The organism is Streptomyces maremycinicus, assembly GCF_001184025.1.
In the GTDB taxonomy this organism is placed as follows: Bacteria; Actinomycetota; Actinomycetes; order Streptomycetales; family Streptomycetaceae; genus Streptomyces; species Streptomyces maremycinicus.
The window spans coordinates 104,258-124,813 of the sequence record NZ_BBYG01000009.1; the positions used below are offsets into that span (position 1 = coordinate 104,258).

27 protein-coding genes are annotated in these 20,556 nt (G+C 69.6%); 17 read left to right on the forward strand and 10 right to left on the reverse strand.

Annotation, left to right across the window (positions count from 1 at the left end):
- The first annotated feature begins 154 nt into the window (after nt 1-154).
- Complete coding sequence (locus tag AOQ37_RS05010) at nt 155-871, forward strand: LAETG motif-containing sortase-dependent surface protein (RefSeq protein ID WP_062641660.1); 717 nt, start codon at nt 155-157, stop codon at nt 869-871.
- A 139-nt stretch (nt 872-1,010) separates the two neighbouring features.
- Here AOQ37_RS05010 and AOQ37_RS05015 read toward each other — a convergent pair whose 3' ends face one another.
- The 4 genes from AOQ37_RS05015 to rlmN form a co-directional block, all read right to left on the reverse strand.
- Nucleotides 1,011-2,030, reverse strand: coding sequence for an ABC transporter ATP-binding protein (locus AOQ37_RS05015; RefSeq protein WP_062641662.1), 1,020 nt, complete (start codon nt 2,028-2,030; stop codon nt 1,011-1,013).
- On the reverse strand, nt 2,031-3,701 hold the full coding sequence (locus tag AOQ37_RS05020; RefSeq protein WP_062641664.1) for an ABC transporter permease: 1,671 nt from the start codon (nt 3,699-3,701) through the stop codon (nt 2,031-2,033).
- A complete protein-coding gene (locus AOQ37_RS05025) occupies nt 3,677-4,753 on the reverse strand; it encodes a thiamine ABC transporter substrate-binding protein (RefSeq protein WP_062641666.1) in 1,077 nt (358 codons plus the stop codon). Before AOQ37_RS05025 ends, AOQ37_RS05020 begins: the two co-directional genes overlap by 25 nt.
- A gap of 222 nt (nt 4,754-4,975) precedes the next feature.
- Nucleotides 4,976-6,082: a dual-specificity RNA methyltransferase RlmN gene (gene rlmN / locus AOQ37_RS05030; RefSeq protein ID WP_062641667.1), complete on the reverse strand. Its 1,107-nt coding sequence runs from the start codon at nt 6,080-6,082 to the stop codon at nt 4,976-4,978.
- A gap of 341 nt (nt 6,083-6,423) precedes the next feature.
- On the opposite strand from rlmN, the gene AOQ37_RS05035 reads away from it, so the two are divergent.
- Together AOQ37_RS05035 and AOQ37_RS38390 are read left to right on the forward strand one after the other, a co-directional pair.
- Nucleotides 6,424-6,864: a TIR domain-containing protein gene (locus AOQ37_RS05035; protein ID WP_062641669.1), complete on the forward strand. Its 441-nt coding sequence runs from the start codon at nt 6,424-6,426 to the stop codon at nt 6,862-6,864.
- 2 nt (nt 6,865-6,866) lie between these two features.
- Nucleotides 6,867-7,295 carry an HIT family protein gene (locus AOQ37_RS38390; protein ID WP_078890012.1) on the forward strand — a complete coding sequence of 143 codons (429 nt, stop codon included), beginning with the start codon at nt 6,867-6,869 and terminating at the stop codon, nt 7,293-7,295.
- On the opposite strand, the gene AOQ37_RS38395 is transcribed toward AOQ37_RS38390, so the two are convergent.
- Nucleotides 7,276-7,722 (reverse strand): hypothetical protein, encoded by a 447-nt coding sequence (locus tag AOQ37_RS38395; RefSeq protein WP_078890013.1) that lies wholly within the window; start codon nt 7,720-7,722, stop codon nt 7,276-7,278. The two genes, AOQ37_RS38390 and AOQ37_RS38395, sit on opposite strands and share 20 nt — an antisense overlap.
- A gap of 496 nt (nt 7,723-8,218) precedes the next feature.
- Here AOQ37_RS38395 and AOQ37_RS05040 point away from each other — a divergent pair, with 496 nt between their 5' ends.
- Entirely contained in the window at nt 8,219-8,779 is a 561-nt protein-coding gene (locus tag AOQ37_RS05040) for an HD domain-containing protein (protein ID WP_062642446.1), read from the forward strand.
- Here the strand turns inward: AOQ37_RS05040 and AOQ37_RS05045 are convergent.
- A complete protein-coding gene (locus AOQ37_RS05045; protein ID WP_062641672.1) occupies nt 8,767-9,237 on the reverse strand; it encodes an NUDIX hydrolase in 471 nt (156 codons plus the stop codon). The genes AOQ37_RS05040 and AOQ37_RS05045 overlap by 13 nt on opposite strands.
- Nucleotides 9,238-9,271: 34 nt before the next feature.
- A complete protein-coding gene (locus AOQ37_RS05050; RefSeq protein WP_062641674.1) occupies nt 9,272-10,003 on the reverse strand; it encodes a hypothetical protein in 732 nt (243 codons plus the stop codon).
- Between the two features lie 156 nt (nt 10,004-10,159).
- Here AOQ37_RS05050 and AOQ37_RS05055 point away from each other — a divergent pair, with 156 nt between their 5' ends.
- From AOQ37_RS05055 to AOQ37_RS05105, 13 genes are all read left to right on the forward strand, one after another.
- Nucleotides 10,160-10,516 (forward strand): SCO3933 family regulatory protein, encoded by a 357-nt coding sequence (locus AOQ37_RS05055; RefSeq protein ID WP_062641676.1) that lies wholly within the window; start codon nt 10,160-10,162, stop codon nt 10,514-10,516.
- Nucleotides 10,517-10,518: 2 nt separating this feature from the next.
- Nucleotides 10,519-11,871 (forward strand): FtsK/SpoIIIE domain-containing protein, encoded by a 1,353-nt coding sequence (locus AOQ37_RS05060; protein WP_062641678.1) that lies wholly within the window; start codon nt 10,519-10,521, stop codon nt 11,869-11,871.
- Nucleotides 11,872-11,953: 82 nt separating this feature from the next.
- Complete coding sequence (locus AOQ37_RS40770; protein WP_199824934.1) at nt 11,954-12,118, forward strand: hypothetical protein; 165 nt, start codon at nt 11,954-11,956, stop codon at nt 12,116-12,118.
- Complete coding sequence (locus AOQ37_RS05065) at nt 12,118-12,792, forward strand: DUF2637 domain-containing protein (RefSeq protein WP_062641680.1); 675 nt, start codon at nt 12,118-12,120, stop codon at nt 12,790-12,792. The genes AOQ37_RS40770 and AOQ37_RS05065 overlap by 1 nt, the downstream gene beginning before the upstream one ends.
- 16 nt (nt 12,793-12,808) lie before the next feature.
- Nucleotides 12,809-12,994: a hypothetical protein gene (locus tag AOQ37_RS05070; protein ID WP_062641682.1), complete on the forward strand. Its 186-nt coding sequence runs from the start codon at nt 12,809-12,811 to the stop codon at nt 12,992-12,994.
- 5 nt (nt 12,995-12,999) lie between these two features.
- A complete protein-coding gene (locus tag AOQ37_RS05075) occupies nt 13,000-13,191 on the forward strand; it encodes a mobile element transfer protein (RefSeq protein ID WP_062641684.1) in 192 nt (63 codons plus the stop codon).
- 11 nt (nt 13,192-13,202) lie between these two features.
- Nucleotides 13,203-13,358 (forward strand): hypothetical protein, encoded by a 156-nt coding sequence (locus tag AOQ37_RS39615; protein WP_020133124.1) that lies wholly within the window; start codon nt 13,203-13,205, stop codon nt 13,356-13,358.
- Nucleotides 13,359-13,381: 23 nt separating this feature from the next.
- Entirely contained in the window at nt 13,382-13,705 is a 324-nt protein-coding gene (locus AOQ37_RS05080) for a hypothetical protein (RefSeq protein WP_062641686.1), read from the forward strand.
- Between the two features lie 91 nt (nt 13,706-13,796).
- The gene (locus AOQ37_RS05085) at nt 13,797-14,348 is read left to right on the forward strand and encodes a GGDEF domain-containing protein (RefSeq protein WP_062642448.1); all 552 of its coding nucleotides are present in this window, start codon (nt 13,797-13,799) and stop codon (nt 14,346-14,348) included.
- Between the two features lie 85 nt (nt 14,349-14,433).
- Nucleotides 14,434-14,619, forward strand: a complete 186-nt coding sequence (locus tag AOQ37_RS05090) for a hypothetical protein (protein ID WP_062641688.1) — start codon at nt 14,434-14,436, stop codon at nt 14,617-14,619.
- A complete protein-coding gene (repSA, locus tag AOQ37_RS05095) occupies nt 14,612-15,991 on the forward strand; it encodes a replication initiator protein RepSA (protein WP_062641691.1) in 1,380 nt (459 codons plus the stop codon). Before AOQ37_RS05090 ends, repSA begins: the two co-directional genes overlap by 8 nt.
- Nucleotides 15,988-16,185: a helix-turn-helix domain-containing protein gene (locus AOQ37_RS05100; protein WP_062641693.1), complete on the forward strand. Its 198-nt coding sequence runs from the start codon at nt 15,988-15,990 to the stop codon at nt 16,183-16,185. The genes repSA and AOQ37_RS05100 overlap by 4 nt, the downstream gene beginning before the upstream one ends.
- Nucleotides 16,185-17,420 (forward strand): tyrosine-type recombinase/integrase, encoded by a 1,236-nt coding sequence (locus tag AOQ37_RS05105; protein ID WP_062641695.1) that lies wholly within the window; start codon nt 16,185-16,187, stop codon nt 17,418-17,420. The genes AOQ37_RS05100 and AOQ37_RS05105 overlap by 1 nt, the downstream gene beginning before the upstream one ends.
- A 297-nt stretch (nt 17,421-17,717) precedes the next feature.
- Here the strand turns inward: AOQ37_RS05105 and AOQ37_RS05110 are convergent, their stop codons facing one another.
- The 3 genes from AOQ37_RS05110 to pyrH all read right to left on the reverse strand — a co-directional run bounded on the left by AOQ37_RS05110 (nt 17,718) and on the right by pyrH (nt 20,397).
- A complete protein-coding gene (locus tag AOQ37_RS05110; RefSeq protein ID WP_062641696.1) occupies nt 17,718-18,899 on the reverse strand; it encodes a phosphatidate cytidylyltransferase in 1,182 nt (393 codons plus the stop codon).
- Nucleotides 18,899-19,456, reverse strand: a complete 558-nt coding sequence (gene frr, locus AOQ37_RS05115; protein WP_020128692.1) for a ribosome recycling factor — start codon at nt 19,454-19,456, stop codon at nt 18,899-18,901. The genes AOQ37_RS05110 and frr overlap by 1 nt, the downstream gene beginning before the upstream one ends.
- Nucleotides 19,457-19,638: 182 nt before the next feature.
- Nucleotides 19,639-20,397, reverse strand: coding sequence for a UMP kinase (gene pyrH, locus AOQ37_RS05120; RefSeq protein ID WP_062641698.1), 759 nt, complete (start codon nt 20,395-20,397; stop codon nt 19,639-19,641).
- Between the last annotated feature and the right edge of the window lie 159 nt (nt 20,398-20,556).

Below are 20,556 nucleotides of genomic sequence, written 5' to 3' on the forward strand. Positions count from 1 at the left end.
CAAAGCCAGCCGCGCGGAGGCGTCCCCGCATTGACACTTCTTATGGAACGCTTATAGACCTGTGAGTCTGCTGGGGATGGTGACGCACTCGGCTCACCGGGGACGCCATCCTCCCCTCCACCCCCCGCAGTTGCGCTTCCCGTAAAGGACAAACGTGTCCCTTTCCCGCCGTACCGCCGCCCGTTCGGTGCGCATGCTCGGTGTCACCGCCGCCTCCGTCGCCCTGGCGCTCAGCGCCGCCGGCACCGCGCTGGCCTGCGACATCAGCGAGTTCTCCGCCTCCGCCGCCTGTGACGGGGCGAAGGGCCTCATCACCGTCACCGACAAGGACCCGACGGGTGTCCCGGCCGAGATCACCGTCTTCCTCGAGAACAACGGCGCCGACCTGAGGCAGGTCGGCTCGGCCCAGACGGTCAAGGGCTCGAACAAGGGCGTCACCATCTCCTTCGCCGAGGACTGGGAGCCGGGTGCCATCTACCGGATCCACGTGAAGGCCGTCAAGAACGAGAAGGTCCTCGTCGACAAGGACATCCCCGGCAACCTGACCACGCCGTCCGCGGCGTGCAAGGCCGACGACACGTCCACCCCGAGCACCACCCCGTCCTCGACGCCGTCGGACAGCACGACCACGCCGCCGCCGGCCGGGACGACCACCCCGTCCGCCTCCCCCTCCGACTCGGCGAGCGACAGCGCGGCGCCCGCGCCCTCCGCGAGCAACGCCCCGTCGGCCGCCGCCCAGGAGTCCAACCTGGCCGAGACCGGCGCGAGCTCCAACACCGGCCTGATCGTGGGCATCGCGGCCGTCCTGGTCGCCGTCGGCGGTGGCGCGGTGTTCTTCGGCATGCGACGCCGCGGCTCCGGCAACCGCTGACCCCTGCGACCGCTGACCCGTACGACCGACGGACCGTCCGGCCCGACGGTCGTACGGGTGAGGCCCGCCCCTTCTCCGGGGCGGGCCTTTCGCATGTCCTACGTCCTCGGCCGGACCCGGCCTCACCACCGGCCGGCGGTCAGTCCAGTACGACGGTCTCGGTCGCGTCGAAGGACACCCCGACCACGCTCCCCACCTCCGGCGCGTCCCGCAGCGTGCACGCCGCCTCGAGCTTCGGCGCGCCCTCCGGCTGGAGGTGCACGGCGACATGGGTGCCCCGGAAGGTGCGGGCGGCGACCGTGCAGCGCAGACCGTCGTCCGCGCCCACCAGGCGCACGCCGGCGGGCCGGACGAGCAGCGTGCGCGCTCCCTGCGCCGAGCCGGGCGGCACCGGTACCTTGCCCCACGGCGTGACCGCGGCCTCCTCGGTGACGGTCGCCTCCGCCACGTTGTCGAAGCCCAGGAAACGCGCCACGAACGCGTCCGCCGGCCGCTGCCACACCTCCAGCGGCGAACCGGACTGGGCGATCCGGCCGTCCCGCATCACCACGACCCGGTCGGCGAGCGCGAACGCCTCGCCCTGGTCATGGGTCACCGCGAGCACGGTCGTCCCCAACCGGCCGAACAGCTCCCGGAGTTCGACGACCAGGCGCTCCCGCAGCGACCGGTCGAGCTGGCCGAGCGGCTCGTCGAGCATCAACAGCCTCGGCCGCGGCGCGAGGGCCCGGGCCAGCGCCACCCGCTGCTGCTCGCCGCCGGAGAGCGCGGCCACCGCACGGCCCGCCGCGCCCGGAAGCCCGACCAGGTCGAGCAGTTCCGCCACCCGCTCGCCCTGCCGGGTCCTGGGCATGCCGTGCATCCTCGGCCCGAAGGCCACGTTGCCGCCCACGTCCCGCTGCGGGAACAGCTGATGGTCCTGGAACATCAGCCCGAGCTCGCGCTTGTGCGCGGGCACCCCCGTCTGGTCGCGCCCGCCCAGCAGCACCCGCCCCGCGTCCAGCGGCTGGAGCCCCGCCACCGCCCGCAGCAGCGTCGACTTGCCGCTGCCGCTCGGGCCCAGCACACACACGACCTCATGCTCGGCGACCGCGAGATCGACGGCGTCGAGCACCGGCCGCCCGCCGAACCGCACGGTGGCGCGCTCCAGTTCCAGCAGCATCTACAACTCCCCCGTCCGGTCGGTCCGCAGTCGCTCCAGCACCAGCAGCGCCACCACGCACACCACCATCAGAATCGTCGAAAGGGCCATCGCCTGGCCGTAGTTGAGCTCGCCGGCCCGCCCCAGCAGCCTCGCCACGGCGACCGGCAGCGTCGGATTGTCGGGCCGCGCGATGAACACCGTCGCCCCGAACTCCCCGAGCGACACCGCGAAGGCGAACCCGGCGGCGACGAGCAGCGCCCGCCACACCATCGGCAGGTCGACCTCCCGCCACACCCGCCACGGCGACGCCCCGAGCACGGCCGCCGCCTCGCGCAACCGCTGGTCCACCGCCCGCAGCACCGGCAGCATGGTCCGTACGACGAAGGGGACGCCGACCAGCGCCTGCGCGAGCGGCACCAGGATCCACGTACCGCGCAGGTCCAGCGGAGGCTCGTCGAGCGCGATGAGGAACCCGAAGCCGACGGTCACCGCGGAGACGCCCAGCGGCAGCATCAGCAGCGCGTCGAAGCCCCGCACCAGCCGTCCGGCGTCCCGGCGGGTGAGCGCGGCCGCGGCGAGCCCGCCGACCAGCACGGCGATCGCGGTGGCGGCGCCCGCGTACCCCAGCGAGTTGCCGATCGCGTCGATCGGCGGGACCAGGAAGACGTTGCTGTCGTCACCGGTCAGCGCCCGGTAGTAGGCGAAGTCGGGCGCGTCGAACGAGCGTTGCGCCAGCACCGCGAGCGGCAGCACCAGCAGGACGGCGATGGTGCCGAGCACCCCGGCGAGCAGCGTCCACTGCCCGGCCCCGCGCGGCCGCCGCGCCGTCACCGACGGGTCCACCAGCCGCAACGCGGTCTCCCGCCGCCGCACGGTCGCGGCGTGCACGGCGAGGATCGCGCCGACGGCCAGGAACTGGACGATCGTGAGGACGGCCGCCGTGGACAGGTCGAAGATCTCGGAGGTCTGCCGGTAGATCTCCACCTCGAGGGTGGAGAAGGTCGGGCCGCCGAGGATCTGCACCACTCCGAAGGAGGTGAAGGTGAAGAGGAAGACCATCAGCGCGGCCGCCGCGACCGCGGGCCCCAGGGCGGGCAGCGTGACCGTGCGCCACGCCGTCAGGCGGGACGCGCCGAGCGTCCGCGCCGCCTCCTCCTGCCGCGGGTCGAGCTGCGACCACAGCCCGCCCACCGTCCGTACGACGACCGCGTAGTTGAAGAAGACATGCGCCAGCAGGATCGCCCACACCGTGGTGTCCAGCCGTACGCCCCACAGGTCGTCGAGCAGCCCCCCGCGCCCGACGAGCGCCAGGAACGCCGTGCCCACCACGACCGTCGGCAGCACGAACGGGACGGTGACGACGGCGCGCAGCACCTGCTTGCCCGGGAACTCCAGCCGGGCGAAGACATACGCGGCGGGCAGCGCGACCAGGAGCGTGAGCGCGGTCGAGGCCAGCGCCTGCCAGGTGGTGAACCACAGCACGTGCCGGATGTCGGACTGCGCGAGCACGTCCCACAGCCGTCCGAAGCGCCATCCGCCGTCGGCGCCCAGCCCCCGGGCGACGATCGCGGCGACCGGGTAGGCGAAGAAGACCGCGAAGAAGGCGACGGGCACGGCCATGAGGCCGAGCCGCGCCGCGCTCCCCGCGCGGGCCGCGCGCCCGGTCACTTCAGTACGAGCGAGGTCCATGACTTGACCCAGTCGTCACGGTTGTCGGCGATCTTCGCCGGGTCCAGGGTCTCGGGGTCCTTCGCCTGCGGGCCGAACTGCGTGAACTCCGCCGGGACCGCGGCCCCCTTCCGCACCGGATAGACGAACATGTTGAGCGGCATGTCCTGCTGGAACTCCGAGGTGAGCAGGAAGTCGAGCAGCGCCTTGCCGCCCTCGGGGTTGGCGGCGTTGCTCAGCAGGCCCGCGTACTCGACCTGGCGGAAGCAGGTGCCGGCGGAGACGCCGGTCGGGGCGGTGGCCGGCTTCGGGTCCCCGTAGATCACCTCGGCGGGCGGGGAGGAGGCGTACGAGACGACGAGCGGCCGGTCGGCGCCCGCCTTCTTCCCGCCCGCTGACCCGGAGAATTCCTCGTTGTAGGCCTGCTCCCAGCCGTCGACGACCTTCACGCCGTTGGCCTTGAGCTTCTTCCAGTAGTCCGCCCAGCCGTCGTCGCCGTACTTCGCGGCGGTCCCGAGGAGGAATCCCAGCCCAGGGGAGGATGTGGCGGCGTTCTCGGTGACCAGCAGGTTCTTGTAGGCCGGCTTCAGCAGGTCGTCGAAGGAGGCGGGCGGGGTCAGCTTGTGCTCGCTGAAGTACGCCTTGTCGTAGTTGACGCAGATGTCACCGGTGTCGACGGGCGTGACCCGGTGCTCGTCCTGGTCGGCCCGGTACGCGGGCAGGACCTGGTCGGCGCCCTTCGCCTCGTACGACTGGAACAGCCCGTTGTCGAGGGCACGCGAAAGCAGCGTGTTGTCGACGCCGAAGAACACGTCGCCCTGCGGGTTGTCCTTGGTGAGGATGGCCTTGTTGACGGCCTGACCGGCGTCGCCGTCCTTGAGGACCTTCACCTGGTAGCCGGACTTCTTCTCGAAGTCCGCGAGCACGCTCTTGGACACGGCCCACGAGTCGTGGCTGACGAGGGTGACGGTCTTGGAGCCCGCCTGTGAACCGCCGTCGTCCGACGATCCGCAGGCGGACAGCGTGACGAGGCCGAGGCCGACGGCCGCGGCCACGAACGTCCTTGTGTGCACTGGAATTCCTCCTGGGTTGACCAGGAAGAGACGCGGCCCTGCCCGGGCACTCGCGGAGGGTTCCGCCGGTGCCCGGGCAGGGCGCAACAGCTTGAGTGATGACCGAACTTCCTACCCAGAATGACCTGGGCAAGGTTCAGAGGGTCTGCGGACTCTCCCGCACTCTCAGCGCTGTGGCGCTCCCCTGTCGGAATATGAAGATGTACTGATACCGAGGTCAGACTACCGCTCGGTGGCCGCGAGCTGACCGCACGCCCCGTCGATCTCCTGACCACGGGTGTCCCGGACCGTGACCGGCACCCCGTGCGCGGCGATCGCCTCGACGAACGCCTTCTCGTCCTCGGGCCGCGACGCCGTCCACTTCGAACCCGGGGTCGGGTTGAGCGGGATCAGGTTGACGTGCACGGGCTTGCCGCGCAGCAGCCGCCCGAGCCGGTCACCTCGCCAGGCCTGGTCGTTGATGTCGCGGATCAGCGCGTACTCGATGGAGAGCCGGCGCCCGGACCGCTCGGTGTACTCGAACCCGGCGTCCAGCACCTCACGCACCTTCCACCGCGTGTTCACGGGGACGAGGGTGTCGCGCAGCTCGTCGTCCGGCGCGTGCAGGGAGATCGCGAGCCGGCACTTGAAGCCCTCGTCGGAGAACCGGTGGATGGCGGGCACCAGCCCGACCGTCGACACGGTGATCCCCCGCTGCGAGAGCCCGAGCCCGTCCGGAGCCGGATCGGTGAGCGCGCGGATCGCGCCGACGACCCGCTTGTAGTTGGCGAGCGGTTCGCCCATCCCCATGAAGACGATGTTGGAGAGCCTGGCGGGGCCGCCGGGCACCTCACCGTCCCGCAGCGCCCGCATCCCGTCGACGATCTGGTGCACGATCTCGGCGGTGGACAGATTGCGGTCCAGCCCGGCCTGCCCGGTCGCGCAGAACGGACAGTTCATCCCGCACCCGGCCTGCGAACTGATGCACATGGTCACCCGGTCCGGGTAACGCATCAGCACCGACTCCACGAGCGTGCCGTCGAAGAGCCGCCACAGGGTCTTGCGGGTGTCCCCCTGGTCGGTCGACAGATGCCGCACGACCGACATCAGGTCCGGCAGCAGCGCCTCACGCAGCTTCTCGCGAGCACCGGCGGGGATGTCGGTCCACTCCGCCGGGTCGTGCGCGTACCGCGCGAAGTAGTGCTGCGACAGCTGCTTGGCACGGAAGGGCTTCTCCCCGATCTCCGCCACGACCTCCTTCCGCTCGGCGGGCGAGAGGTCGGCGAGATGCCGCGGCGGCTTCTTGGCTCCGCGGGGGGCTACGAAAGTGAGTTCTCCGGGTGCAGGCATAACACGTCCAGTGTGGCAGATCATCTGCGGGGGCCCAGGCCAGAGCAGGGTGGGGGTGGTCACCCGTGGGCGCTGACTGTCAGCGTTGGTCGGCTTCGGACGGCCCAGGGACGGCCCAGGGGGTTGAGTCGTGATCACTGCTCTGCAAGGACGAACGTGTTCGATCTTGGACACAGTTCGTCGCGACTGCTGGTCTAGCGGGTGAGCAACGAAGATCCGGCGTTCTCCGCGTTTGCCCTCTCTCGCCCCAGACGTCGCAGTACGCTACGCACAGACACGGCAAAGCAACTACGTCAGGGCTTGAGCAGTTCGCGCTCTCGACGTCAGGTAAAGGGGGGCCCATGGCTCGTCGCACTTTCTTCAGCTTCCACTATGAGCGTGATGTTTGGCGTTCAGCGGTAGTGCGGAAGAGTGCAGTCCTCAAGCCGGACATCTCTCCGGAGTTTATCGATGCATCCCTTTGGGAGGAGTCGAAACTCAAAGGAGATGACGCATTGCGCAAGCTCATCACTGACGCCCTCTACGGAACAACGGTCACCGCCGTACTCATTGGCGCTGAAACGAGTAAGAGGCGCTGGGTTAAGTACGAGATTTCCCAGAGCATCGAGCGGGGAAACGGACTGTTCGGGATTTACATTCACAACATCCGCGATCAGTACGGCAACAGGGACAGTAAAGGCATCAATCCACTCGGCCCCGAATTCGCAACTTACGACTGGGTCAACGATGATGGGTACAATAACTTGAGCAAGTGGGTAGAGGCTGCTTATGACGAGAGGTAGTCGTGCAGGAATGTGATTTTTGCGCCATCGGCGCGGGAGAAGCGCCAGCAATCGTTGTCTGGGAGGACGAGGAGAACCTGGCGTTTTTCCCGCGCCGCCCTGCGGTTGTCGGCCACACTCTGATAATCCCAAAACAGCACTACGACGACCTCTTCGAGCTGCCTGATCCGGCAGTAGCCAGCCTCACACAGGCAGTCGCCAGAGTCGGTCGAGGCCTGCGGCGGGCTTTGAGCCCAGACGGCATGAACCTCATCAATTCAACCGGCAAGGCAGCTACCCAGTCAGTTTTCCATGTTCACATGCACCTTGTTCCCCGATGGACCGGTGACCGGTTCGGCGACATCTGGCCTCCGAGTGAGCCCTGGGCAGGTGAAGTGAAAGCAGAGGTCGCCGATATGGTGAGGCAGGAACTCAACCCTTCGCGACCCTGATTATTCCACCTACAATAAAAGCCATATCAACTAGAGCTAGAGTGCCGTAAAAGTTGACCATGGTATGTGATCGAATCACCTTACTCCAAGGCACAACGGCGTGATAAGGCTGAACATTCATTGAAAAAAGTTCGACTGGAACCGCAGGCCTCCTAACATCGTCATAGAGCTTGCGGAATAGCCTTTCCTGTCGGAGAAAATAACTATCGAGCAGCCAAAACCCGGCAATTGGAATACTTCCGGCGGCGGCAATTTTCCAGCCAGGATTATTTGCTGAAATTCCAAAGAAGACTCCAGCAACGGTCATCGTCCACCCCTTAATCAGGAATGATCCGTTGCCTAGTCGAGCGACTATCGCTTGAATAAACTCAAGGTGCTTGATCTCTTCCTGGGTAACGGAAGGATTGGTGGAGCTACCTGATGACACGTGGTCCCCTGATTGGCGCCGAGGCTTCGAAGGTCAATAAATAGCCCATCAGAGCTTCGATACACAAGTGCACCAGACCGCAGAAAGCAGGCCATACCAGGGCGGCGGAGCGGCTTTGGGCTGGAGCTGCTTTGGGGCGAGTGATCATGGCCCCGTAAGCTTCCGGCGAGTCGGGCAGTCTGTGGACCTGCCCGTTAAAGCACGACGTTGGGGCCATGATCTTAGAGGCTCGCCCCAAAGTGGCTGCCTAAAGCCGTGGAGCCGACCGCCCCAGCCACAGAGGGTGTCTCCCCACCTATGCCCGCAGCCGCCGAGCGCGCCGCCGGGCGCGGCCAGCCGGGGCGCAGACAGGAGGCAGGCCGCGCCGCAGAGGCGGCGCGCGCCCGCGCCGTGCGCGGGCCTTGATGATGTAGGGAAAGTTCTACCGCGCTCGTGATCACGAACCGCTCGATCGAGGCCTGTCGGCTCCGTGCTCGTCTCGGCTACCGTTCCAACCATGCCTTCTGCACTGGACACTCCCCAAGGGGCTGCGGACCTCGCCGAGTCCCTGTTGCCTCCGCTCGGGAACCGCTGGCTGCACACCCAGGCCGTGGCCGCTAGGGCGCAAGAGATCGCCGGGGCTGTGTCTGAGGCTGATCGGGATCTCCTCGTCGCCGCCGCGTGGCTGCACGACATCGGCTACGCCCCCGAGCTGCGTGACACCGGCTTCCATCCCATCGATGGCGCGCGTCATCTGGAAACGCTGGGTGCGCCGGCACGTCTCGTACGGCTGGTCGCCCATCACTCCGGTGCCGTGTACGAGGCGGAGCAACGCGGCCTCTCGGCGGAGCTGGCCGTCTACGAGCGGGAAGACTCTCCGGTCCTGGACGCCCTGATCATGGCCGACATGACGACGGGCCCCGCGGGGCAGTCCTTCGACTTCGACACCCGCATTGACGAGATCCTCGTCCGTTACGAAGTGGGCAGCGAAGTGCACAACGCGATCAGCAAGGCGCGGCCGTACCTCAAGGGGGCTGTCGAGCGGACGCGTGCCCGCCTGGTTCATCAGCCGATGTAGGGCTCTGCCCGGCCGGCCAACCCGTGCTCGATCCGCATTCGCATGGACGGGTGGATGTTCAGCTCGTCCAGCCTGCTCGGGTCGACGAACGCCACTTCCTTGCTCTCGCTGCTGGTCCGCAGCTCACCCCCGGTGATCCGAGCCGTGAAGCAGATCGAGAACTGCTGACGCACTTCGCCGTCGTCGTAGGCCATGACGTGGCCGGGGTCGGTGTAGAGACCGACCAGGCCTGTCACCTCGACGTCGAAGCCGGTCTCTTCCTTGGTCTCGCGCACCGCCGCATCCGCGACCGACTCGCCGACGTCGACGCCGCCACCCGGCAGGGCCCACAGGTTGTTGTCGGTCTTGTGGATGAGCAGGACCTCTCCAGCCTCGTTGCGCGCAACGGCGGTGACCGAGGGGACGATGCTGTTCGCCTTCGGGGCGTTCGGATCGTTGATGTAGTCGACGCGGGCCATGCCTCCAGCCTCGCACGGCAGGCCCGCAGTTGGACTACGCGGGCCGCCCGCGCTCCCATGTGTAGTCGAAGCTCCGCATGTAGTGCCGGAACGTTCGGGCGCCCGGGATATAGCGGAAGTGCAGTACCGGGTTCTGTCCGGCGGGAGCTCCGAGCACGTGCGGGTTCACCAACACGTCGTCGTCGAACCGGTAGATCGAGTTGTAGAGGATCGTGTCGTGCAGCCGGACCTCCACGCCCGGGGTCTTCATCGCCGGTTCGAGGTAGCGCCGCGTGATCCGGGCGCGGGCTGCCAGGTCATCCCCTATGCCTTCCTCTTCGCCGCGCTGCCGGACCATCTCCGAGTCAGGGTCGCCGAGGAGGACGCGAACCTGGGCCCCGGCCTTGGCCTTGTCCGCCAGCTCGTACGGCAAGTCGGGGTGGTTGTCGAAGAGGAACAGCCCCGCGTACACGAGGATGTCCACCTGGTCGGTCGCCTTCTCGATGAGCGATGACCACAGCGCGGCCGGCACCGCGCCCCGGTGCGGGTAGTACGTGATCAGCTCTGACGTGCTCGCCGTCTCGGCCTGCTTCTCGACGGCAGGCCACAGGTAGACCTCGTCGACGCCGAGGTAGCTCGCGGCCTTCCAGCGGTGCCCCCGGTGCGGAGTGCGATCGGTCGTGATCCAGCGCTCCACGCTCTTGGGGTCGACCCCGACGTGCTGAGCCACGGACTGGATGGTCTCGCCCTTCGCCGAAATCGCCGCGCGCAGACGCTCGTTCGCCATGGCATGCCCTTCCTCGGACGCTTCAGGGACGTTTTGACGATAACTCAGACGTCCCTAAACGTCCATACGGACCGTGATGCGTCCACCCCCTCTCGCGGTCTCCTGATCTCACCGACGGGAGTCGGTCAACAGACCACTACAGCAGGAGACAAGACGATGCGTCAGATCCCAGTGGACACCTCCGCCGCGACCGTGATGGTCGCCAAGACTCCGCAGCCCAAGGTGAAGGACCGCCGTACGGGCGAGATCGCCACCGACATGGAGACCGGCGCGAACATGATGACCGTGGACGTGATGTTCGCGGCGAACGACGAGGTGGAGATCCTGTCCATCGCGGTCCCGGAGCCGGGCATCTCCGGTGAGCTGGCCATGGGTACCCCGGTCGCGCTCACGGGGCTGGTCGCCCGGCCGTGGGAGAACGACTTCAACGGTCAGAAGCGGCACGGGATCGCCTTCCGCGCGGTCGCCGTCACCTCGCTGGTCGCCGCTGCCGCGCAGTCCAAGGCGGCCTGATCATGACCGCCTTAACGGTCGCTCTGGTGCTGGTCGTCGCCGCTGCGGGTGTCCTGCGGTGGCGGCGTCCCGCCTGGTACTGGATGACCTTCGGCGTCACCCTCGCCACGCTGCGGGTCCTGGTCCGCTACACCTCCGTCATGGACGCCTGCGGGCTGACCGTCCCGCCCTCGCGCTGGCGGCTCGCCCTGGCCCGGGTCGCAGGCCGGGACGTCCCGCAGTCCCGCCCGCCGCGCATCCTGCGCTTCCGGCCGACCCGGACCGGCCTGGTCCTGCGGCTGGGACTGCGCCCGGGACAGGATGCTTTCGACGTCGCCGCCTCCTCGGACCGGCTGCGGCACTCGTTCTCGATGTACGGGGTCACCTCGCGTGAGGTGCGCTCCGGGGTCGTGGAAGTGCGGATGACCGGCTATGACGTCCTCAAGCGCGTGCAGATGCCCGCCACGGCCGACACCCGCCCGATGCGGGTTCCGGTCGCCCTGCGCGAGGACGGGACCGTCCACTTCCGCGACTACCGGGCTGTCCCGCACGCCCTGACCCTCGGTGCCACGGAGTCCGGGAAGTCTGTCTACCTGCGCAACCTGGTCGCCGGGCTCGCTCCGATGGACGTCGCCCTGGTCGGCATCGACTGCAAGCAAGGCGTCGAGCTGTTTCCTCTGGCCCGCCGCTTCTCCGCGCTGGCCGACAACCCCGATACCGCCGCCGAGCTGCTGGATGCGCTGGTGTCCCGGATGGAGGGCGTCTACCAGGTGATCCGGGCCGAGCAGCGCATCACCTCCGCCATCGCGGACGCGGAGATAGCCGCCGACATCTGGGACCTGCCCGAACACCTGCGGCCCGTGCCGGTGGTGGTCCTGGTCGACGAGGTCGCCGAACTCGCGCTGGCCACGAAGAAGAGCGACCCGCGCCGGGATCGGATCATCAAGGCTCTGGTCCGTCTCGCCCAGCTCGGCCGCGCGGCCGGCATCTACCTCGAGGTCTGCGGGCAGCGTTTCGGTTCCGAACTCGGCGACGGCATCACCATGCTGCGCGCCCAGCTCACCGGCCGCACCGCGCACCGCGTCAACGACGAGACCAGCGCCAAGATGGCCTTCGGAGACATCTCCCCGGACGCCGTCCTGGCCGCCATCCAGATCCCCGCCGAACTGCGCGGGGTCGCCATTGCCGGGGACTCCACCGGGGGCTGGCATCGCATCCGCGCCCCGCGCACCTCCCTGCGCCAGGCCGTCAACACCTGCAACCGGCACGCCGACCGCACCCCGGACCTGCCCGAACTCGCGACCTTCCGGCCCGAGCTGACCGGCACCGCCCCGGCTGTCGAGCAGCTGGCCGAGGCCGCTCCCGCCACGGCCTGATCCCTCCCGCTCCACGGTCGCTGCGACCGCCTGCACGCCCGGTCCCTACCCCTGCCATGCCTGATGAAGGGAGACCCCCGTCATGTGCCCCGACTGCGAGGACTTCGCCCGCACCGTCCTGCTGCTCGGCCAACTCGCCCTGTACGCCGACACCAGCGGCGCGGACCTCGACTTCGTGGACGCCGTCAGCCCCGCCCTGGCCGCCTCGCTCCCCGAGCCGCCCGCCGTTCCCGGTGAGGAGTCCTGATGGCCGCCCGTCACGGTCTGCGCGTGGACGCCGTCTTGGTCCAAGCCGTCATCGCCGGTGCCCTGTCCTTCGCCCACCTGCACGACCTGGCCGCCGCTGCCGGACAGAACGGCTGGAAGGCCTGGGCCTACCCGATCAGCGTGGACCTGCTCCTGGTCGCCGCCTGGCGACGACTGCGCTCCGAGGGTCCGTCGCGGCTGGCCTGGTGCTGGTTCCTCATCGCCCTGTTCGCCTCCCTCGGCGCGAACATCGCCACCGCCGGATTCCTCGACCTCGCCGACCCGCCCGCCCTGCTCCGCCTCGGCATCGCCGGATGGCCCGCCCTCGCCTTCCTCGGCGGCACCCTCCTCGCCCACTCCGCCGACCACCACACACCCACCCCGCCGGCACCTGCCCCGGCCCCGGAACCCGACGCCGTCACCGACCCTGAGCCGCTCCCCGAATCCGTGCCCGTGCTCGAACCGGAGCCCTCACCTGCCCTGGTGGACGAGCCCCCGGCCCTGCCACCTGCCGACTCGACGCCCGCAGTTCCTGCCGTCCTCGTCGACCACGCCCGCAAGGTCGCCGCCGAGTACCGCGACCGCACCGGTGGCCCGATCGACACCGACACCCTGCGCGCCCGCCTCGGCGTCCCGCCCCACCTCGCCGACGCCATCGCCGCCCAGCTCGCCTGACCGGAAGGAACGACAGGTGACCTCCGACCCCGCCGACCTGACCGCCGCCGACCACCTCGACGCTGCCCGCGAGATGACCGCCGCCAACCGGCCCTACCTCGCCCACCTGTTCGCCGAGGAAGCCGCCCGACGCACCACCGACCCGGCCACCGCCGCCGGTATCCGCGCCAGCTTCCCCGACCCCACCGCCCGGAAGGACTGACCGCCATGCCCGCCCGCGACAACTTCCACTCCGTGATGCGGATCGGCCCCGTGCAGATCGGCACCCACCGCGACCGCAACGGCCGGACCAAGCACGCCGCCGTCTGCACCGCCGACCGCTGCGGCTGGTCCGCCGACTACTCCAGCGGCACCGCCGCCCAGCTCGCCGCCCGCACCCACCGCTGCCGCGTCCGCTAGGAGACACCGCCATGCAGGTCCCGCTCTGGTTCGCCCTCGCCGTCGTCGGCTACCTCGGCTGCAAGCTCTTCCGCCCGCCGCTCTGGCTGGTCCTGGTGCTGCTCCTCGGCGGCTACCTCATCGCCGACAGCCTCCTCGCCCCCGTCATCGACACCGCCGTCAAGTAGTCACCTGAGAAGGGAGATCCGCCATGTTCCGCCCGAAGCTCCCGGTCATGCCGCAGCCGACCGGCCTCGTCACCCCGCCCGCCCGGGTCGTCGAGCCGACCGCCGTCATCCAGCACCAGCCCGCCCTCGTTGCCCCGGTCGCTGCGCCCGCTCCGGTGTCCACGCGGCCCACGGTGCAGCTCACCCCGGGCTCGGTCCTCGCTCTGGTCGGCGGCGGTACGGCCGTGGTCCTGGTCGTCGGCACGGTGCTGGTCTCCATGCTCCTGGCGGTCGCCGTCACCGCCGCCTCGGTCGCCGTCTGCGCCCTGGTCATCCGCTCGCTCATCTCCTCCCAGCACCGCCGCTGAACGGTCCCGGGGCGACGCACAAGCCGCCAAGCACGCCGCCGCCTCTGGGACCGCGTTCCGGTACGCCAACCGCATCGCCAAGGAGAACGCCATCGACCCGCACACCACCGTGAGCATCCTGCCGTTACTCGGCTGGGCCGTGCACGGCAGCGTCCTCGCCCGCCGCCTCGCCTGCGCCCGCCGCGACCCGCTCACCGGCCTGCACACCCGCACCGGATGGACCGACCGCGCCGACCACCTCATCCGCCGGCACCCGAACGCCGCCGTCCTCCTGGTCGACCTCGACCACTTCAAGAACCTCAACGACACCCACGGCCACGCCGCCGGGGACGCCGCCCTCGTCGCCACGGCCGACCGGCTGCGCACCTGGTGCGGACACACCGGCACCGCCGGCCGACTGGGCGGAGACGAATTCGTCGCGGTCGTGCGGGACCTGGCCGCCGTCGACCTGGACGCGCTCACCGCCGCACTTCACCGGCCGCTCGACTACGACGGCGTCTCGCTGCCGCTGGCCGCCTCCGTCGGGTCCTGCCCGATCGCCGAGCTTCCGGTGCCCTGCCTGCCCGACGCGCTCGCCGCCGCCGATGCGGCCATGTACGCCGCCAAAGGCCGTGGCCGCCGGGGCTCCCGCACTGCTCGCTGAGAGGCCACCGGGTGGCGCACAAGCCGCCAAGCACGCCGCCACCCGGGGCCGTTCCTTCCAACCGCAATCGAAAGGAACCACCATCATGGCCCACCCCAGCGCGCCCCCGCCGAGGATCTGCCCGGCCTGCGACGGCTTCGCCTACGTCGCTGTCACCCTCGGCGGCCGTGACGCCCGCGGCTGCCTGCGCACCATCACCGCGCACTGCCCGGCCTGCCAGGGCACAGGCACCGCCCGCACCCGCCGCAACCGCGAGGGCGCCCGTGCCTGACACCCTGCTCGACCCGACCACCCTCGGCGACCTGCTGAGGGTGGCTTCGGCGTCCGACTACGACCGTTGGGAAGACCAGATCCGCCGCACCGGCGGCTGCGCTGACCCCATCCATCTGACCGGCTGGACCCTCACCAAAGACAAGACCACCGGCGAGACCCTGCACCACTACTCCACCGAGAACGAGCCCGGCGGACGCCTGCGCCTCGCCTGCGGCAACCGCCGCGCCTCCCGCTGCCCCTCCTGCGCCTGGACGTACGCGGGCGACACCTACCACCTGATCCGCGCCGGCCTCGCCGGGGACGACCGCCGGAACATCCCCGCTGCCGTCCGCGACCACCCGCGCATCTTCGCCACCCTCACCGCCCCGTCCTTCGGCCGCGTCCACAACCGCCCCGACCATGGCGTCTGCCGCTGCGGCACCCACCACCAGGCCGATGACCCCGCCCTCGGCACCGCCCTCGACCCGGCCACCTACGACTACGCGGGCGCCGTCCTGTTCAACAACCACGCCGGCCAGCTCTGGCAGCGCTTCACCAACCGGCTCCGTCGCGAGATCGCCGCCCGCGCCGGCCTGTCCCAACGCGAGCTGAAGGAAGCCGCCCGGGTCTCCTACGGCAAGGTTGCCGAGTTCCAAAAGCGCGGTGCCCTGCACTTCCACGCCGTCATCCGGATCGACGGCCCCGACGGACCGGACACCGCGCCCCCGGCCTGGGCGACCGTCGAACTCCTCGCCGACGCCATCCAGGCCGCCGCCACCCACTCCTACACGTCCGTCTCGGTGCCCGCCGCCGGGGACCAACCCGCCCGGACGTTCCGATGGGGCCGACAGCTCGACGTCCGCCCCATCAAGGCCTTCGGCGACGGCTCCGACATCACCGAACAGGCCGTCGCCTCGTACGTGGCCAAGTACGCCACCAAGGCTGCCGAGAACACGGGCACGCTCGACCGGCGCATCGGCGAACTCGCCGAACTCGACCGCCACGGCGTGCCCGACCACGCCCGCCGACTCATCCAGGCCTGCAAGCAACTCGACCCGCTGTACCCCGAACGCCGCCTGTGGGCCTGGGCTCACATGCTCGGCTTCCGCGGTCACTTCTCCTCGAAGTCCCGCCGCTACTCGACCACCCTCGGCGAACTCCGGCAGGCCCGCGCCGACTACCGCGCCGCCCAGGAGCACGCCGCCCTCGGCCTCGAGGACCAGGAGCCGGACACCGTCCTCGTCCTGGCCGACTGGCAGTACGCCGGACACGGCCACACCCCCGGCGAATCCGCCCTCGCCGCCACCATCGCCCGCGGCCTCCAACTCAACCGCGAAACCGCCCGCGAAGCCCTACGCGACCACCTCGTCCTGGAAGGAACCGCCGCATGACCGTCAGCACGCTTCCCGAGCGGTACCTGACCCCGGCCGACGTCGCCGAGCTGCTCGGTGTGCCGGTCGAGACGCTGTATCAGTGGCGACGGAAGCGCACAGGTCCTCCGGCCTTCCGCGTCGGCCGGCACCTTCGCTACGACCCCGTCCGGCTTCGCGAGTGGGTCGACGGTCTGACCGAGGTGGCCGCCTGATGCCGGGCCACGTGCAAGATCGCTGGTACAAGACAGAGGCCGGTCCCCACGGCAAGCCGGTGAAGGCGAAGACCGACCGCTATGGCAGCGGTCTCCGCTACCGGGCCCGGTACGTCGGGCCGGACGGCACCGAAAAGAGCCGGTCCTTCCCCGACCGTCAGAAGCGCAAGGCGGAGGAGTGGCTGGCCGAGACGGCGGCCGACATGTCCCGCGGCCAGTACGTCGACCCGAAGGCCGCCCGCATGACCTTCCAGCAGTACGCGGAACGCTGGATCACCGGGCAGACGACCGACCTGAACACGCGCATCGGAGTGGAGACCCGGCTTCGGCTGCACGCCTTCCCCCGCATCGGGGCGCGTCCGCTCGGGTCCTTCCGGCCGGTCCACATCCGCGAGTTCGTGCGCGACCTGGAGAACGACTCGATAGGCGGTAGCTACGCCCGCAACATCTACGCGAACGTCCGCGCGGTCCTGTCGGCCGCCGTGGATGACGGCCACCTCGCCCGGAATCCGTGCTCGGCGGCATCTGTCCGCCCGCCGGCCGTCTCGACCGCCCGGGTCGTGCCCTGGCTCCCGTCCCAGGTGTGCGCGGTCCGCGACGCCCTGCCCGAGCGGTACCAGGCCATGGTCTCCGTGGGCAGCGGCTGTGGTCTCCGACAGGGCGAGATCATCGGTCTGGCCGAGGACACCGTACAGCTCGACGGCGACACGCTGCGGGTCACCACTCAGGTCAAGCTGATCCGGGGTGTCGCGGTGTTCGCTCCGCCCAAGGGCAACAAGGAGCGGGACGTACCGCTGCCGACGTCGGTGGCCTCGGCCCTACGGCAGCACATGAAGAATCACCCGCCCGTGGGCATCAAGCTGCCGTGGGGCCGCCCGGACGGCCCGCTCACCGAGCGGCGTCTGATCTTCACGAACACGGTCGGCGGCATCGTCTGGCGAAGCAACTTCAACTTTCACGAGTGGAAGCGCGCCCTTGCCGCGGCCGGCCTCATCCCGACCCCGGAACTCGGGAAGCCGTACGCCTCCGCCCGGCAGCACGGGATGCATGCCCTTCGCCACTTCTACGCCTCGGTCCTACTGGACGCGGGCGAGAGCATCAAGGCCGTGAGCGAGTACCTCGGCCATGCCGATCCGGCGATGACGCTGCGGGTGTACGCCCACCTGATGCCCAGCAGCAGTGAGCGGGCTCGCCGGGCCTTGGACGACGTCTTCGGCACGGCCCAGGAGCCCTGACGGCCCAGGGACGGCCCACCGGGCACAAGACGGCCCCCTACTGGCGACAAAACCGCTGGTAGGGGGCTTCTTCGTGCCCGTGGGAGATCAGTTCTCCGGGCTTAGGCATGGCTTTACCAGTGTCGCAGATCCACTACGGTGCCCCGGTCGCCGCCGATCACCGGCGCCCACGGCAACGGGCCCCCTCCCCGAAGTGCGGGAAAGGGGCCCGTAGGAGCCGGTGGTGCAGGTGATGCGGGTGGAACCAGTGGTGCCCGCCGAATCGGTGGTGCCCGTGGAACCGGTGGTGCCCGTGGGTCAGCCGGAGCCCACGAACAGGACGAGCAGCAGCCAGACCACGGGGGCCGTGGGCAGGAGCGAGTCGAGGCGGTCCATGATGCCCCCGTGGCCCGGGAGCAGCGTGCCCATGTCCTTGATGCCCAGGTCCCGCTTGATCATGGACTCGCCGAGGTCGCCGAGCGTGGCGCTGGCCGCGACGGCCAGGCCGAGCAGCAGGCCCTGCCACCAGGTGCCGTCGTCGATCACGAACTGCATCAGCAGCGCGCCGGCGACCATCGCGAACGACACCGCGCCGAGCAGGCCCTCGCGGGTCTTGCCCGGGCTGATGCGCGGAGCCAGCTTGGTCCTGCCGAAACGCCAGCCGACGGCGTACGCGCCCGTGTCGCTGACGACCGTCAGGACCAGGAACGTCATGACGCGGAACGCTCCGTCGTCGGCGGTGAGCATCAGGGCGACGAACGTGGCCAGGAACGGGACGTAGAAGGCCGCGAAGACGCCGGCGGTGACGTCCTTCAGATAGCCCTCGGGCGGTTCGGTCATCCGCCAGACCAGCACCGCGAGCGCGGTGAGGGCCATGGCGACCCAGGCTCCCTCGGGACCCCGGACGTATCCGGCGACGACCATCGCCGCGCCGCCGACCGCGAGCGGCACGAGCGGCGCCTTGATGCCCTTGCGCTCCTGAAGCCTGCTGGTCAGCTCCCACAGGCCGACGACGACCGCGATCGCTATCACGCCGATGAACACGGCCTTGACCACGAACAGCGACGCGATGATCACCACACCGAGCCCGACGCCGACCCCTATGGCCGCGCCCAGGTCACGGCCCGCACTCTTCTTCTGGGGTGCGGGCGCCGGGTGAGAGGCGTCGGGCATGGGCTCCGGATTCTGCGGCACCGCCGCAGGGGGCTGTGCCGACGGTGTGTCGTGGCCGTGGGCGGCGGTGCCGTACGACTGGTTGCCGTAGGGCCGGTCCGGGAACAAGGGGCCGCCCGACCGAGCGGCCCCCCGGTCGTCATCCTGGTTTCCGCCGTGCGCGGGTACGTCGGGGACGATGGGCATGGGGCGAGTCTGCTGCGCCTCAGGCGCATCGTACGCGGGACCCGCCGGGGCGGCCCCCTGGACAGGCCCCTGGCCGGCGGGCTCCCAGTACCCGGCCCGCGACCCGGCGTGTGGCGGTGAGCCCCAGGAAGAGTCGTTCATCAGACCTCGAGCAGCTCCGCTTCCTTGTGCTTCAGGAGCTCGTCCACCTGCGCGACGTACTTCGCGGTGGTGTCGTCGAGCTCCTTCTCCGCACGGCGGCCCTCGTCCTCGCCGACCTCGCCGTCCTTGATCAGCTTGTCGATCGCGTCCTTGGCCTTGCGGCGGACCGCGCGGATGGACACCTTGGCGTCCTCGCCCTTGCCCTTGGCGACCTTGATGTAGTCGCGGCGGCGCTCCTCGGTCAGCTCGGGGAACACCACTCGGATGATGTTGCCGTCGTTGCTCGGGTTGACGCCCAGGTCGGAGTCGCGGATCGCCTGCTCGATGTTGCGCAGCGCGGTCTTGTCGAACGGCGTCACGACCGCCATGCGCGGCTCCGGCACGGAGAACGAAGCCAGCTGGTTGATCGGCGTCGGTGCGCCGTAGTAGTCGGCAACGATCTTGTTGAACATCGCCGGGTGCGCACGGCCGGTGCGGATCGCGGCGAAGTCCTCCTTGGCGACCACGACGGCCTTCTCCATCTTCTCCTCGGCCTCGAGGAGGGTCTCTTCGATCACCACTTGCTCCTGCGTGTCTTGAGTAGGCCCGGCTGCACTTCCCTGCGGAGGCGGCGGCCGGCTGCGTCGCGTCTTCTTCCTGCACGGTTCCCGACCGGCAGGACATTGTCCATCCCCCGGCCAGGGTCCGTCCCCCGGTCAGGTGTCGTCGTACGAAACCGGGGTCCTACGGGGTCCACCGGTCAGGCCCGGCTGCCCTGCTCACCCACAAGCGTGCCGATCTTCTCACCCTTGACGGCGCGAGCGATATTGCCCTCGGTCAGAAGCTCGAAGACGAGGATCGGAAGCTTGTTGTCGCGGCACAGCGTGATCGCGGTCATGTCGGCGACCTTCAGGTCGCGGGTGATGACCTCGCCGTAGCCGAGGGCGTCGAACTTCACGGCCGCCGGGTTGGTCTTCGGGTCGGAGTCGTAGACGCCGTCCACGCCGTTCTTGCCCATCAGCAGCGCCTCGGCGTCGATCTCCAGGGCGCGCTGGGCGGCGGTGGTGTCGGTGGAGAAGTACGGCATGCCCATACCGGCACCGAAGATGACCACGCGGCCCTTCTCCAGGTGCCGCACGGCACGCAGCGGGATGTACGGCTCGGCGACCTGGCCCATGGTGATGGCGGTCTGCACGCGGCTGTCGATGCCCTCCTTCTCCAGGAAGTCCTGGAGAGCGAGGCAGTTCATGACCGTACCGAGCATGCCCATGTAGTCCGAGCGGGCGCGGTCCATGCCACGTTGCTGGAGTTCGGCGCCGCGGAAGAAGTTGCCGCCGCCGATCACGACCGCGATCTCGGCACCGTCACGGACGACGGCGGCGATCTCACGGGCGATCTTGTGCACCACGTCGGGGTCCACGCCCAGGCCCCCGCCGCCGGAGAATGCCTCCCCGGACAGCTTCAGCATGAACCGGCCGCGCAGTTTGCCGTCGTCGCTCGTCTGGGCCTTGGTGGTCATGGGAGAATCCCGCCTCTTTCACGTGGTGCACATGCGAAGAAGGCCATTGCCGGTGGGGTGTTCCAACCCGTGCGCGGCAATGGCCTCCTCGTCAGATCTGCTGTCGTCCGTCACGCACGCGCGTGACGGCGTACCGGACGACTGCCTCCGACCCTATCG